The sequence below is a fragment of the Paenibacillus sp. AK121 genome, from assembly GCF_019042715.1.
GTDB classification, from domain to species: domain Bacteria; phylum Bacillota; class Bacilli; order Paenibacillales; family Paenibacillaceae; genus Paenibacillus; species Paenibacillus polymyxa_C.
On sequence record NZ_JAHPJM010000002.1, the window covers coordinates 573,660 to 589,286 of the forward strand.

The window sequence follows — 15,627 nt, forward strand, 5'->3', positions numbered from 1 at the left end:
CTATCCCCTGCAATGCATATAATGGCAGGCGGCAGTTCAACCACTGACCGTCGGCCATTTTGTGCCATCAGGGGACGACACTGATGTATTCAATATAGCTCTTCTGTGAGATGGTCAGGTTATGGTCAGGTTGAATATGGCGATGACTGTGCTCTCCTAGTACTTTTAAAACAATTATGACAAGCAAGCAGGTCCCTGCTTGCTTGTCAGTCAATTCCGCAGTTGATCTGGCTCACATACCAGAGCCTGTTATTTAAAAGTGGTTTGACTTTACGGCGGTCGGTAGCGAAGCGGAGGATTTGAATCTGGAGAAGCGTCAGCGTTCGCCTTTGCAGTGAGATGCCCACCTTTGAATGTGTTATTTCAATCAGGGCATCTCGCTGCAACAGCGATCGTAAGATCAAATCATTCGCGCAGCGTCTCTTCACCTAGCCGTAACTCACAACGCTTTTACTCCCCCTAACCCTATATTAAAAGGAGAATGACATCATGATTGATCCAAGTGTAAAACATGATTTACGAGAAATAGGCAAGAAACTAACAAACCTTAGGGGGTCTCTTTGACTTAGATCTCAAACAGGAAATGATCGCGAACTTTGAGGAAAAGATGGCAGCGCCTGATTTTTGGGATGATAACGAAAAGGCCCAAGGCGTAATTGCTGAAATGAATGCTGTGAAGTCTTCTGTGGACAGCTATGAACAGTTGCGTCAGGAATATGAAGACGCAGGTATGATGGTTGAACTGGCTGAAGAGGAAGGCGATGAAGCGCTGGTTGGAGAAGTTGAAAACAGTATCAAATCCCTGCTGAGCAAGCTGGAGGAATTTGAGCTGCAATTGCTTTTAAATCAGCCCTATGACAAGCTTAATGCTATTCTGGAGCTGCACCCGGGGGCAGGCGGTACCGAGTCCCAGGACTGGGGTCAAATGCTGCTGCGTATGTATACGCGCTGGGGAGAAAAACGAGGTTTCAAGGTGGAGACCCTGGATTATCTGGCAGGTGATGAAGCGGGAATTAAGAGCGTAACCCTGTTGATCAAAGGCTACAATGCCTACGGTTATCTCAAGGCGGAGAAAGGCGTACATCGGCTTGTTCGCATTTCTCCATTTGATTCCTCTGGTCGTCGTCATACATCGTTCGTGTCTTGTGATGTGGTACCGGAAATTGCGGATGATGTGGATATTGAAATCCGCACGGAAGATCTTAAAATTGATACGTACCGGGCCAGTGGTGCAGGTGGTCAGCATATTAATACGACTGACTCAGCTGTTCGGATTACGCATTTGCCTACTGGTATTGTCGTGACTTGTCAAAATGAACGTTCCCAGATCAAAAACCGTGAACGTGCGATGACTATGCTTCGTTCCAAGCTCTACGAGCGCAAGATTGAAGAACAACAGCAGCAATTGGACGAAATCCGTGGTGAACAGTCCGACATTGCATGGGGCAGTCAAATTCGCTCCTACGTGTTCCATCCATACAGCATGGTTAAGGATCATCGTACCAGTGTGGAAACTGGCAATGTAGGGGCTGTTATGGATGGCGATCTCGATCCGTTCATCGATGGTTACCTGCGCAGCCAAATTAAGCTGGACGCAGAATAATTGCCTGTACGTTTTCCTACAGAACCGCAGTCCATGTGCCTGCGGCCTGTAGGAATTTTTGTGTGACGGTATTTTTTATTAAAGGAGAACATGAATGATGTCTCAATTGAATCCTCCCGCTGCCCGCCGAAGAAGGCGTAAGCCTCTGATTGCCGCCAGTGGACCAGCGCGTAACGTGACCGATGTCCTGCTGATTATACTCGGCTCCTTTATTACAGCGCTGACCTTTAACATGTTCTTGCTGCCCAACCGGATTGCATCCGGGGGTGTATCTGGCTTGTCTATCTTGGGTGAGGACCTGTTTGGCCTGGAACCGGCCTATACGCAGTGGGGAATGAATATTCCGTTATTTATAGCAGGAGTACTGCTGTTAGGAAAAAAGTATGGCTTGCGTTCCCTGCTGGGAAGCATCATGCTGCCACTATTCGTTTATGTGACGAAGGATTGGGCAGTACCGACAACCAATCCGTTGCTGGCTTCGCTGTATGGTGGAATCGGAGTAGGATTGGGGTTGGGCACTGTGTTTCGGGGCAGAGGCTCAACGGGTGGACTGGCTATTTTGGCGCAGATTATTCAAAAGTATACCGGTTTTAGCCTTTCTCTTTGTGTCATGCTCATGGATGGCACGGTAATCACGCTAGCTGGTTTCGCCCTATCGCCGGAGCGGGCCCTGTATGCATTGATTGGCTTGTTTGTAACCGGCAAAGTCATTGATGCTGTAGAAATGGGACTGGGCTACTCCAAAGTAGCTTATATCATATCCAATCAAAAGGAAAAAATTACGCAAACGATTTTACAGGATTTGGATCGGGGTTTGACAGAGCTTGCAGGACGGGGGGGGTACACGAACGAAGAACGTCCTGTACTTATGGTTGTAGTCGGGCAAAACGAGGTAACCCGCCTCAAAACGCTTGTCCGCTTGGTAGACCCGGAAGCTTTTGTGATTATTAGTAACACACGTGAAGTATTGGGTGAAGGGTTCAAAAGGGAAGGCTAACTTAATGTGACCTTCTGAACGCTAGCTCTTAACTGAATCAATGTAGAAGAGCTCACTGATGTAGTGGGCTCTTCTCTTTTCAGAACCGCTTTATCAATTCCTTTTTAGTAATAGATCAAGCCAATTTGCCGGTTGTCCTTGATTAAAATATGAGGTTGGTACTCCTTTTACCCCGGTTTTGACCATAAATAAACCACCTGCTAGTGGTTGGCTGGTATTATCGTCATCTTGAGCAGTTGTGATATACAACTCATCGAGATGTTCACCGCCAAAAGCACACGAAGTCACACGATTGACTGGAAGTAACACCTCAGCAATCACTTCTCCCTGAACAGGATGGATACGAGATACACGTTTACCGCCCCAACGCGCGATCCACAACATGCCCTCTGCATCGATGGTCATGCCATCGGGATATCCTTCACTTTCATCCAATCTAGCTACCAATTGCTTATTCCTAATAGTACCTTGTGTCACATCGTAATCGAAGGAGACCACTTCTAAGGTCGGAGTATCAATATAATACATGGTACGGTAATCTGAGCTCCAGGCTAAGCCATTAGATGTGGAAGCATTATCAATCAGTAAGGAGACATTTCCTTTTGTGCTCAGACTATACAATGCTCCTTGCGCGCGTTCGCCATTTAAACTCATTGTTCCAGCCAAAAAACGTCCTGCAGGATCGCATTTACCATCATTAAATCGATTTCCTGGCCGACCTTCCTCAGGATCGTGGATCAATACTTTGGTCCCTGTCTCTATATCCAAACAGTATAGACCGCTGATCATGGCTACGATTACTTTATTTTTAAGATAAGGTACAACTGCACTAATATGTTCGCCTACATCTATGGTACGATCTGTGCCTGTAGATGGATCGTAGATGTGCAATTGAAAGCCTTCAATATCGACCCAAAATAAACGTTGAGACTGGTGATCCCAACTAGGACCCTCGCCTAATTTGGCTTTAGCATCTATCACTATATTCGCTGTATAGGTTTCGATGTGTAACACTCCTAACGTATAGGTTTATTTTTGTACATACTCACTCTTTTTACCCTATTCAATGTTCAACGAATACATAAGTGCAGCAAATGGATAATCCAGATGAATACCAATATACAAGATAATATATAAAAGGAACGATGTTTTTTTTTATGCAAAATAGCAGACTGGATTCACAAGGGGGTCTGTCTTTTTTGATTTCCTCAGTTAATAGCCTGTACAGCTTGTCGGTCAAAAGAATGGGCAAGAATGCATATTTTAAATTTGGAAGAATAACATGACATGAGGTGTTGTATTTATATGAATAGAGTCGTATAATAATACATATTTCATAGGGACGGAATGGAGGAAGGTCTGTGAGCAGTAAGCTAAAAGTGGCAATTGTCGGTTCCACTGGATATGGTGGGGTGGAGCTGATTCGATTTTTGGTTCATCATCTGCAGGTGGAGATTGTATCTGTTATTTCTTCGTCCAGCGCGGGTGTCCCGATTAGTGATGGGTTTCCACATCTGACGGATATTGTGGTTCAGGATTTGGACGGTGTCGATATCCATGAAATTGCTGCCAAGGCTGATCTGGTTTTCACAGCTACGCCATCAGGCGTTAGTACCCAGTTAGTGCCACAGCTTCTGGATGCCGGACTGAAGGTGATTGACCTATCCGGGGACTTTAGGCTCCGAAGCGGGGAAGTGTATGAAGCTTGGTATAAAAAGCCTGCGGCTTCACCTGAGTATCTCAAGCAAGCGGTATATGGACTCAGCGAGGTGTATGCAGAAAAGCTTGCTGGAGTTTCTTTCATTTCGAATCCAGGCTGCTATCCAACGGCAACACTATTAGGAATTATTCCTGCCTTGGAGGCGGGGTGGATCGACCATCGGTCACTGATTGTGGATGCCAAATCCGGGGTATCTGGCTCCGGTCGGGGAACAAGTCTTGTTTCGCATTATGCGGAGATGAATGAGAACTTTAAGGCTTATAAGGTCAATAAGCACCAGCATATCCCTGAGATCGAGCAGGTACTGAGTGATGTTGCGGACGAGGATGTTACGATTACGTTTACGACACAGCTTGTGCCTATGACGCGAGGAATTATGAGTACAATCTATGTCACGTTGAAAGGTGATCATACGGATCAGGATCTCATCGGGTTATACCGGGATTATTATAAAGGTCATCCTTTTGTCCGTGTACGTGGCGAAGGTATATGGCCGGCAACGAAAGAAGTATTTGGTTCAAACTACTGCGACATCGGTTTTGCAGCAGATGCTCGTACCGGGCGTCTTACGATTATTTCTGTCATTGATAATGTTGTGAAGGGTGCCGCCGGACAGGCGATTCAGAATTTAAATTTGATGATGGGATGGGAGGAGAACCTCGGACTGGGCTTCATACCGGTATATCCGTAAGTAGCACGTAAACGCAACAGGCTGCGGGGAACGACAGAGAGCAGATTGGAGAACGCAAGTGTCCAGCTGTCATGCCTCCTATATGTTGCGAACGAGGGCACATAATTATGGGCAAAGTAGGCTTTACAGTAGTACATGAGGGCAACATCGTAACTCCGCGTGGCTTTACAGCTGGGGGATTGCACTGTGGATTAAAAAATACGAATCGCAACGATATCGGCGCGATTCGCTGTGAGGTAGAGGCGACAGCTGCTGCGGTGTATACCACCAATGTGTTTCAGGCTGCACCGCTGAAGGTGACTCGCGAGAGCCTGACAGACGGTCGATTGCAGGCGATAGTAGTGAACAGCGGGAACGCCAATGCCTGTACGGGACTGCAAGGGGAGCAGGATGCTTACGCTATGCGTTCGGCCGCTGCTCATCAGCTGGGTGTGGCAGAGAGCGATGTAGCCGTTGCCTCGACTGGTGTAATTGGCGAGCATCTGAAAATGGATCGTGTGCTTGGCGGTATATCGTCACTACCTGAGCGGATGAGCGAGGCAAGCGATGGGGCGGAGCAATTTAGCCAAGCCATTCTGACAACGGATTTGGTTAAAAAGGAAGCGTGCGTGTCAGTTGAAGTGGATGGTGTGACTGTGCACATCGCCGGGGCGGCAAAGGGATCGGGTATGATTCATCCGAATATGGCAACCATGCTCGCTTTCATAACTTGTGATGCAGTCATCGGACAGACGGCCCTTCATCAACTATTAAAGCAGGCCACGGATACCAGCTTTAATATGATCACAGTCGATGGGGATACAAGCACGAACGATATGCTGATCGCTATGGCAAGCGGACTTGCAGGCAACAGCGAGTTGAACGCAGAGCATCCTGATTGGGAGGCTTTTGCCGAGGCATTCACTTATATCTGCCGTGAGCTGGCGAAGGCGATTGCCCGTGATGGAGAAGGTGCTACGAAGCTGGTAGAGGTGTCTGTCAGCGGAGCGATAAGCGATGCATCTGCCCAGGCGATAGCCAAGACTGTGATCGGGTCCAGTCTGGTGAAGTCAGCCGTTTTTGGCGCAGACGCCAACTGGGGACGGATTATTGCAGCTGTCGGACGTGCCGGAGAACCGGTGAATCCGGATACGGTAGACATTCGCCTGGGTGATATTATCGTGCTAAGCCAATCAAGTCCAGTAGCTTTTGATGAAGCCGAGGCGCTTTCCTATTTACGTGGAGATACGGTGCAAATTATCGTTGATTTGCATCACGGGAACGGGATGGCTACAGCATGGGGCTGTGACCTAACCTATGATTATGTGCGGATTAATGCGGCTTATCGGACATAGATACCCGATTTAATTACGGATAAATATTTAATAGTTAATAGAAGAAGCGAGCGAATATAGCTTCGGTATCATTTGAAAATCGCACAAAATTGTGCAGAGAAGAAAAGGAGAGATGATATGCAATCGGCAGTGGGACACGCGGATCAAGCGAAACATGCGGGAGTGGCACGTCGTAATTTTGTGATGAAATGCGGAGGAAGCACGCTGGCTGCGTTGCCTGATTCCTTTTTTGACGACTTGGCCCGTCTGCAGTCGGAAGGTCTCCAACCAGTCATTGTACATGGCGGTGGGCCTGCGATCTCTGACAATTTGGCGAAGCTGGGGATCGAAACGGAGTTCATTCATGGATTGCGTAAAACGACTGAACCCGTGCTGGATGTCGTGGAAATGGTGCTGGCAGGCAGCATTAACAAGCAGATTGTTCGCAGAATAGGGATGCACGGAGGGCGAGCGCTGGGTTTGTCAGGCAGTGATGGCTATTTAATTGAAGCAAAGCCTGTGACGAATGCCGCAGAGGTCGGCTGGGTTGGAGAGGTAACACATGTTCAAGCTTCGATTATTACCGGTGTGCTGGATATGGACTATATGCCAGTTATTGCGCCTATTGGCATTGATCGATCCGGTCAGCGTTACAACATTAATGCCGATACAGCGGCGGGTGCGGTGGCTTCTCATCTCGGCGTCAGTCGAATGATTGTTGTGACGGATGTACCCGGTATACTGAAAAAGAATGGTGTAGAAAAGAAGGTTCTGGAGTCAATTACCATACAGGAAATTGAAGATATGATCAGTACAGGTGAAATCTACGGTGGTATGATTCCGAAAGTGAGAGCGGCTATTGCCTGCATTCACGGTAAAGTGAAGGAAGTCGTCATTGTGGACGGCAGCGAACCGCAGGTACTCAGCCGTGTGCTGGGTGGAGAATCGATTGGAACACGCATTGTGCGTATGCAGTAATTGCGATATATGCTCAACCTATATAACCAAACGATAAAGGGGCGTGAACGACATGAGTAAGGAACAGAATACGCTGGTGAGCGAGGAAATGCCAAGTACGAATGGAAGCGGAGCGCAAGCGGAAAAGGGGGCGGCAAAAGTGCAGGCAGATAGCTCTCTTTTTCCAAACTACGCAAGATACCCGCTTACACTGGTGAAAGGACAAGGAAGCTGGCTGTGGGATGATCAGGGCAAACGTTATCTGGATTTCATGTCAGGTATTGCCGTTACCAATCTAGGCCATGCGCCTCAAGCTGTAGCGGAGCGTTTGAAAAAACAGATCGATGAACTGTGGCATGTATCCAATCTGTTTCATATTCCCGGGCAGGAACGGGCCGCGGCCTTGCTGACAGCCAATAGCAGCGCAGATGCCGTGTTCTTCTGCAACAGCGGGGCTGAAGCGAACGAAGCTGCCATTAAGCTGGCGCGTCGTTACCACCAGAAGGTGAAGCAGACCGGTCGCTATGAAATCATTACGTTCACGCAATCCTTTCACGGACGGACGCTGGCAACCTTGACTGCTACGGGTCAGGACAAAGTGAAAGAAGGTTTTTTACCGCTTCCCGCCGGATTCAAAAGCGTTCCGCTTCATGATCAGGCTGCGCTCGAAGCAGCTATCAATGAGAATACAGCGGCAATTATGCTGGAAATGGTGCAGGCCGAAGGTGGCATGTATCCGGTAGACCCTGCTTTCGTAGACGTGATTACCAAGCTGTGCCACGAGCATGGATTGCTGCTGATCATTGACGAGGTGCAAACAGGTATGGGACGGACAGGTAAGCTGTTTGCCTTTGAGCATTATGGAATAGAACCGGATATTTTTACATTGGCGAAAGGATTGGGCAGTGGCTTTTCGGTCGGTGCAATGCTAGGCAAAGAATATTTGCGTGAAGCGTTCACAGCGGGCAGTCATGGTTCTACCTTCGGGGGTACACCGCTTGCCATGGCAGCAGTTCAAGCAACCATTGAAACGATTATTGATGACAAGCTGCCAGAACGCGCTGCCGAAATGGGAGATTATCTCTTTCATAGTCTGCAAAAACAGCTTAAAGATATTCCTTTTGTCCAGGATATCCGCGGAAAAGGTCTGATGGTCGGGATTGAGTGTGCGGAGCCGGTAGCAGAGCTTGTTTTGGCAGGACAGAAGAAGGGCATTCTGTTCATTACAGCAGGACCGAACGTGATTCGCCTGTTGCCTAACCTGTATGTAACGAAAGACGAAATAGATCAGGCTGTAACATGGATTGCTGAATTGATTCGGGAGCACGTAGCTTAGTGTAGAGCCAGAAGCATCCGAGATTAGAGTGTAAAAGGAGAGGATCGCATGAGTCAGGGCGGCGCATTGCAACAGGTGAATTTGAAAGGACGGGACTTTCTAGAACTGGACGACTACTCGCCAGAGGAAATCCAGTATTTAATTGATCTCGCCATTGAAATTAAGCGTAAACACAAAAACGGAGAAGCTTATCAGCCGCTGAAGGGGAAAACACTTGGACTGATTTTCGAAAAGTCCTCCACACGCACACGGGTATCCTTTGAAGTCGGTATGTATCAATTGGGTGGGCATGCCCTTTTCCTCAGCAAAAATGATATTCAACTGGGACGCGGTGAACCGATTAGCGACATGGCCCAAGTCATGTCACGTTATCTGGATGGCATTATGATTCGTACCTTTGGGCACGATAATGTCGTAGAGTTGGCCCGTTATGCATCCGTTCCGGTAATCAATGGCTTGAGCGATTTGGCGCATCCGTGTCAGGTGCTGGCTGATTATCAAACCTTGTATGAGCAAAAGGGTAAGCTAAAAGGGCTCAAACTGGCTTATATCGGAGACGGCAACAATATGGCGCATTCCCTCTTGATTGGTGGAGCCAAGCTCGGAGTGCATGTCTCCATTGCAAGTCCAGCTGGATACGAGCCTGACCCGAGTGTGGTCGCAGTTTCCCGGGAGATTGCCAAGCAGACAGGTAGTGAAATTGTGATCACTCAAAGTCCGCAGGAAGCAGTAAAAGATGCTGATGCGATCTACACAGATGTGTGGGCAAGCATGGGTTTTGAGGAAGAGCAAAAGGAGCGTGAGCTTGCTTTTGCCGACTTCCAGGTGAATGAGGAGTTGGTTAAGCTCGCTAAGCCAGATTATTTATTTCTGCACTGTCTACCTGCGCATCGTGGGGAAGAAGTGAGTGCGGGAGTAATCGATGGTCCCAATTCGGTCATTTTTGATGAAGCGGAAAATCGTCTGCATGCACAAAAAGCGTTGCTAGTTGCTTTAATGGGATAAGTTGATCGTAAAGAAGATAGAGGTATAAGCATTCGGGGAGGACTTCAATAATGGCAAAAGAAAAAATCGTACTCGCATATTCCGGCGGTCTGGATACGTCGGTCATTCTGAAATGGCTCAAGGAAAAATATGATGCTGAAATTATCGCATTCACTGCAGATATCGGACAAAAGGAAGAACTGGACGGTTTGGAGGAAAAGGCACTCGCTACGGGAGCTTCCAAAGTGTACATCGATGATCTGCGTGATGAATTCGCCAAGGATTTTATTTATCCGATGTTTCAGGCAGGTGCTTTATATGAAGGGCAATATTTACTCGGTACGAGTATCGCACGTCCATTGATCGCTAAGCGGATGGTCGATATTGCGATTGCCGAGGGAGCAACAGCCATTGCTCACGGGGCAACAGGCAAAGGTAACGATCAGGTGCGCTTCGAGCTGAACGCGGCGGCGCTAACGCCGGACATCCAAGTCATTGCACCTTGGCGGCTGGAAGAGTTTCGCAATCAGTTCCCGGGCCGGGCAGAAATGATTGCCTATGCGGAAAAACACGGTATTCCGGTAACGGCTTCTGCAGCCAAGCCGTACTCCATGGACCGCAACCTGCTGCATATCAGTTATGAAAGCGGCGTGCTGGAGGACCCTTGGTTTGATCCGAGCGCTCCTGAAAATAAAGAAATGTTCTTGCTCAGCAACGCGCCTGAGGACGCGCCTGATGAAGCAGAATACTTAGAGCTGGAATTTAAAGCAGGCAACTGCGTCGCTTTGAACGGTGAACAGCTAACTCCGCTGCAAGTGATGGAAAAACTGAATGAACTGGGCGGCAAGCACGGTATCGGACGTGTAGATATGGTGGAGAACCGTTTTGTGGGTATGAAGAGCCGCGGAGTCTATGAGACGCCAGGCGGTACAATCCTGTTCACAGCTCATCGCAAAATGGAATCAATCACAATGGATCGCGAGGTTATGAATCTGCGTGATAGCCTGATTACCCGTTATGCTACCTTGGTGTACAATGGATTCTGGTTCGCGCCGGAACGTGTCGCTTTACAGGCTCTGGTTCATGAGAGCCAGAAAAATGTCAGTGGTACGGTGCGCGTGAAGCTGTATAAGGGCAACATTATCGGTGCAGGTGTTAAAAGTCCGGTTAGCTTGTACAACCCAGACATTGCGACCATGGAAGCTGATCCGACACAAGCCTACGATCAAGGCGATGCTACAGGCTTTATCCGCTTGAATGCTTTGCGTTTGAAGGTCAACGCGGGCGTAACACAAAATCATAAATAAGATGTAATCTAAAAAATGTACGGAATGCGGGCCGTTCTTGTCCAAACGACGAGGGCGGCTTGTTATTGCAGAGAGGGGATCATGCAATGAGTAAGCTATGGGGCGGACGGTTTACAAAGCAAACGAACAAGCTGGTAGAGGAGTATACGGCTTCTATTGGGTTTGATCAGGCGTTGGCGGAAGAAGATATTCAAGGCAGTTTGGCTCATGTGGCCATGCTGGGCAACTGCGGTATTATTCCGCAGGAGGATGCGGACACGATCAAGGGAGGACTGCACACCGTTCTGGAGCGTATCCGCCGTGGGGAAATTGAATTTTCCGTTTCGGATGAGGATATTCACATGAATATCGAAAAAAACCTGATCGAAGTCATTGGCCCGGTCGGCGGTAAGCTGCACACTGGACGCAGTCGTAACGATCAGGTAGCAACGGATATGCACTTGTATTTGCGCGGACGTGTCGTATCACTGGTGGGTATGCTGTATGATGTACAAGTTGCATTAATTGGGCAGGCCAAGGACAATCTGGACACAATTGTACCTGGATACACACACTTGCAGCGTGCGCAGCCTATTTTGTTCGCGCATCATTTGCTGGCGTATGTGTCTATGCTGGAGCGTGATATTGACCGACTCAAGGACAGCTACAAACGCATCAATGTGTTGCCGCTGGGCGCTGGCGCTCTGGCTGGAACCACTTTCCCGATCGATCGTCATTTTGTAGCTGAGCAGCTTGGGTTTGATGGCGTCTATGAAAATAGCCTGGACGCTGTCAGTGATCGGGACTTTATCGTAGAGTTTCTGGCCGGGGCCTCGCTGATTATGACGCATTTGTCCCGTCTGAGCGAAGAACTGGTGCTATGGAGCAGCACAGAATTTGGTTTTGTCGAACTGGATGATGCTTTCTGTACAGGCAGCAGCATTATGCCACAGAAGAAAAATCCGGATGTACCGGAGCTAGTACGTGGCAAAACCGGGCGTGTCTATGGAAACCTCGTCGGTCTGCTGACTGTACTGAAGTCCTTGCCGCTGGCATACAACAAGGATATGCAGGAGGACAAGGAAGGGATGTTCGATACGGTTGCTACGCTGGAGGGAGCCTTGCAATTGTTCGCTCCAATGATCGCCACGATGAAGGTGAACAAGGACCGGATGCGTCAAGCGGTCAATCAGGATTTCTCCAACGCAACGGATATTGCGGACTTCCTGGTCGGCAAGGGGCTTCCGTTCCGTCAGGCCCATGAGGTTATCGGCAAAACGGTGCTGTATTGCATCCAGCAGGGCAAATATCTGCTTGATTTGAAACTGGATGAATTCCAGCAGTTTTCGGATCTGTTCGACGAGCGCATTTATGAGGTGCTTCAACCAGAAGCGGTAGTCAATGCTCGGAATGTGTATGGCGGAACCGCCACCGGTCAGGTGCAGGCAGCCATTGGACGCAGTGAACAGCTTCTAGTGAACACGTCAACATGGTATGAAAATCATAAGCCAAAAAAATAATCCATACAGAAAGAATTATTCTCTTGCACAGCAACGGGATGCTGTGTAAAATCAGATTTTAAGAATATTTGCCATCTATGTTTTCAAAGGCACCGTTCGCGGTGTCTTTTGTGTTTTCTGAGGTATTTGAATGATTTATGATCAGAATAATCATAAACTACATAGATTTATTGGAAGAATATCGCCCAAGATGTTTAATATCTAGTTCTATATACCTATCTATACATTAGTGTGAAAGTTTCTAGAATTTACATTTTTGTATACTACACCTACTAGGATTATGGTAGAATAGCACTAAGTTTTTCATTGAATTACCAATTCGATAGAACAAGAAGCATATGCGATAAATCATTTTCAAGTTTTTATTGGTTTTTTTGACCAGGGAAATTGCATAAATGTGTAAATGAAGGGCTTGAATGAGAAAGCAGGTGTGTCCTGGTTTTGGAAGAAAGCCAGTAAAAATATTGAAGTAGCGACATAGCAAAGGCAGAGTCGGGACGATCCAGGGAGGTATTATGAGAACTAAACGAACGACGCGTCAGCTAAAGAGCGCTTGGATCGGTTATCGCGCTTCTGACGCCGATGGATTGGTATCCTCATTGCATGACGAGCGAATCCAGGCAGAGAGGTTGCTACGTGAGGAGCGGGAGCTTTTCCATGCGGCGCTGGAGCGGAAAAAGCAGCGGGATACCGAGTTAAAGCAGCTGCTTGCAGATGCGCTTGCGGAAGAGCGGCGCTGGATTGAAAGGGCGGGAATTCATGGGTGACAAGCTTAGGTGGCAGGTTGGAGGAGTTTCAATTCGCCAAACCAAGAGAAGAATAAAAGAAGAGCGTCAGCGAATCGAACAACTGCAACAACAGCTAGAGGCTCAGCGTGCAGAGCAGGCCCCGATACTGTACAAGCTTGATTTTCACATCGAAGAGTTGGAACGACGACTTCGGGATACAGAACTTCGTATTCAGGCTATACAGAATGCCAATGATACAGCAGCAGCTGTGGAACAATTGCTGGATGAAGGAATACAGGATGGACAGGTGCAGGAGGCGCAAGTCCAGTATGCATCTGGACAGGAACAGGCAGCGGCAGGAGCAGCCATGGGTCTTGCTTCCAGTATTCCTGGTGCAGAAGGCGGAGAGGCGGCAGCAGGAACGCAGACCGGACGAAACGGCAAGGCCCGTCTGGGAGATCAGCTGGTGGAGAACGGGATGATTACCCGGGATCAGCTGACAGATGCTATCCGCAACCAGAAGCGTTACGGTGGCAGACTGGGCGATATTCTTGTAGAGATGGGTTTCATTACAGCTGAGCAGCTACAAGAGCAAATTGACGGTGATGAATCCAAGGAGAGACTGGGCGACATGCTGGTTCGTTCCGGCTATATTACACCAGAGCAGCTAGAGCGCGCGCTCGAGTTCCAGGCGAAGAGCGGCGGACTGCTCGGCGACATCTTGCTGTCATTACAAATGCTGGAGCCTGCGGATTTGTACCGCGCGATTGCAACCCAGAACCGAATCGGGCGTATAGGTGAGGAGCTGGCGCTGGATGCGGCGTACAAACTACCCGAGCAAGTGGCAATGGCTTATGGCGTGGTCGTCATCCATCAATATATAAACCGCTATATTGTAGCGGTCAGTGATCCATTACCAGAAGAGCGACGCTTGAAGCTGGAGGAAATTCTGGGTATGCCGGTAGAGCAAGTGCTTGCAACAAAGGAAGAGATGGAGCAGCTCTGGGGTAAAATCTACGGCGAGGAAATGATGCAGGAAAGCACGACCGGGCTGTTGGAAAAAGAACCGCACAATTCGGCGCGGACCACCTTTACCAAGGGACAGCTCTGGGTGTTTGCAGCCATGGGAATGATCACATTGCTCGGCCTCTTCTGGAACAGCTGGAAGACAGTGCTGATCATTAATATGATGATCCAGCTTTTTTATTTTGCGATGACGCTTTTCAAATTTGGAATTATCTATCTCGGTTCCCGGCGTGGGGCGCAGCTTCGCTTCACGAAGGAAGAGGTAGACGCCATGGATGAAAAAAGACTGCCGATCTATACGATTCTTGTACCGATGTATAAGGAAGCGGGCGTGCTTCCGATGTTGTTACGGAATTTGGAGCAGCTGGATTATCCAAAGTCCAAACTGGATGTACGGCTGTTGATTGAAGAGGATGACATTGAGACGATTGAGCTGCTGCGTGAAATGAAGCTGCCAGCGTATTACACGACACTGGTCGTGCCCGACGGCTTGCCGAAAACCAAGCCGAAGGCATGTAATTATGGACTTATTCGGGCCTGCGGCGAATTTGTCGTCATTTACGATGCTGAGGATCGTCCCGATGCTGACCAACTTAAAAAGGTCATTGCAGCGTTTGATTCACTGCCTGAGAATTATGCGTGTATTCAAGCGAAGCTCAATTATTTTAACAGCACACAAAATTTGCTGACCCGCTGGTTCACACAAGAATACAGTATGTGGTTCGAATTGCTGCTGCCAGGAATTATGCAGTTAGACACCCCCATTCCGTTGGGCGGTACGTCCAATCATTTCCGGGTATCTGTATTGAAAGATATCAATGCGTGGGACCCCTATAATGTAACCGAGGATGCCGATCTGGGCATTCGTCTGTATAAAGGTGGTTATAAAACGGCCATTGTCGATTCCCGCACATGGGAGGAAGCGAACAGCCGCGTGGGCAACTGGATTCGTCAGCGTTCACGTTGGATCAAGGGATATATGCAGACATGGCTGGTTCATATGCGCAATCCGGTTAAGCTGGTGCGCGAAGTGGGCTGGAAAGGATTTTTCGGTTTTCAGGTGATGATTCTGGCGACTCCGATGTTGCCATTGCTAAACCCGATTTTTTGGGGCTTGCTTATTTTATGGTTTGGCTGGGAGTTGTCCTTTATTCCCAAGCTGTTCCCGGGTTATGTGTACTACTTGGCCAGCGCAGAATTTTATATCGGTAACTTTCTGTTCGTATTCAGTAATGTGGCCGGCATGTATTGGGTCATCGGTGAGCTGGAAGAACGCGGTGAACGAACATTTTCATATGCGATGGTCAAATATGGGCTACTCTCGCCGTTATATTGGGTACTTATGAGTATAGCTGCGATAAAAGCAGCTTGGCAGCTTATAACCAAGCCGTTCTATTGGGAAAAGACGACGCATGGTCTGACCGATATGCATGACTTGGATGATACCCCGGCACAGTCCTCCTGAA

Annotated in this window: 12 protein-coding genes; 11 read left to right on the forward strand and 1 reads right to left on the reverse strand. The window is 48.3% G+C overall.

Annotated elements, in window-relative coordinates; translation table 11 throughout:
• The first annotated feature begins 489 nt into the window (after window positions 1–489).
• Both prfB and KSP24_RS05895 read left to right on the forward strand, forming a co-directional pair.
• Window positions 490–1,603 (forward strand): peptide chain release factor 2 gene (gene prfB / locus KSP24_RS05890; protein WP_129550094.1). Its coding sequence is split into 2 segments (ribosomal slippage): window positions 490–561 and window positions 563–1,603, totalling 1,113 coding nucleotides; the frame shifts between segments, so codons are not numbered across the junction.
• Between the two features lie 97 nt (window positions 1,604–1,700).
• Complete coding sequence (locus KSP24_RS05895) at window positions 1,701–2,600, forward strand: YitT family protein (RefSeq protein WP_040102741.1); 900 nt, start codon at window positions 1,701–1,703, stop codon at window positions 2,598–2,600.
• 93 nt (window positions 2,601–2,693) lie between these two features.
• Here KSP24_RS05895 and KSP24_RS05900 read toward each other — a convergent pair whose 3' ends face one another.
• A complete protein-coding gene (locus KSP24_RS05900) occupies window positions 2,694–3,581 on the reverse strand; it encodes an SMP-30/gluconolactonase/LRE family protein (RefSeq protein WP_043921430.1) in 888 nt (295 codons plus the stop codon).
• A 380-nt stretch (window positions 3,582–3,961) separates the two neighbouring features.
• Here KSP24_RS05900 and argC point away from each other — a divergent pair, with 380 nt between their 5' ends.
• From argC to KSP24_RS05945, 9 genes are all read left to right on the forward strand, one after another.
• Window positions 3,962–5,011 carry an N-acetyl-gamma-glutamyl-phosphate reductase gene (argC, locus tag KSP24_RS05905; protein WP_216974684.1) on the forward strand — a complete coding sequence of 350 codons (1,050 nt, stop codon included), beginning with the start codon at window positions 3,962–3,964 and terminating at the stop codon, window positions 5,009–5,011.
• Between the two features lie 107 nt (window positions 5,012–5,118).
• Window positions 5,119–6,345: a bifunctional glutamate N-acetyltransferase/amino-acid acetyltransferase ArgJ gene (argJ, locus tag KSP24_RS05910; protein WP_216974685.1), complete on the forward strand. Its 1,227-nt coding sequence runs from the start codon at window positions 5,119–5,121 to the stop codon at window positions 6,343–6,345.
• Window positions 6,346–6,462: 117 nt separating this feature from the next.
• Complete coding sequence (argB, locus tag KSP24_RS05915) at window positions 6,463–7,302, forward strand: acetylglutamate kinase (protein WP_013373361.1); 840 nt, start codon at window positions 6,463–6,465, stop codon at window positions 7,300–7,302.
• Window positions 7,303–7,354: 52 nt separating this feature from the next.
• Entirely contained in the window at window positions 7,355–8,617 is a 1,263-nt protein-coding gene (locus KSP24_RS05920) for an acetylornithine transaminase (RefSeq protein WP_164964440.1), read from the forward strand.
• Between the two features lie 48 nt (window positions 8,618–8,665).
• The gene (gene argF, locus KSP24_RS05925; protein WP_165079726.1) at window positions 8,666–9,622 is read left to right on the forward strand and encodes an ornithine carbamoyltransferase; all 957 of its coding nucleotides are present in this window, start codon (window positions 8,666–8,668) and stop codon (window positions 9,620–9,622) included.
• A gap of 50 nt (window positions 9,623–9,672) precedes the next feature.
• Window positions 9,673–10,908 (forward strand): argininosuccinate synthase, encoded by a 1,236-nt coding sequence (locus KSP24_RS05930; protein ID WP_216974686.1) that lies wholly within the window; start codon window positions 9,673–9,675, stop codon window positions 10,906–10,908.
• A gap of 86 nt (window positions 10,909–10,994) precedes the next feature.
• Window positions 10,995–12,407: an argininosuccinate lyase gene (gene argH, locus KSP24_RS05935; protein ID WP_064961704.1), complete on the forward strand. Its 1,413-nt coding sequence runs from the start codon at window positions 10,995–10,997 to the stop codon at window positions 12,405–12,407.
• Between the two features lie 515 nt (window positions 12,408–12,922).
• Window positions 12,923–13,174: a hypothetical protein gene (locus KSP24_RS05940; protein ID WP_064961705.1), complete on the forward strand. Its 252-nt coding sequence runs from the start codon at window positions 12,923–12,925 to the stop codon at window positions 13,172–13,174.
• Window positions 13,167–15,626 (forward strand): cyclic di-GMP-binding domain-containing protein, MshE-related, encoded by a 2,460-nt coding sequence (locus KSP24_RS05945; RefSeq protein WP_216974687.1) that lies wholly within the window; start codon window positions 13,167–13,169, stop codon window positions 15,624–15,626. The genes KSP24_RS05940 and KSP24_RS05945 overlap by 8 nt, the downstream gene beginning before the upstream one ends.
• The last annotated feature ends 1 nt before the right edge of the window (window position 15,627 follow it).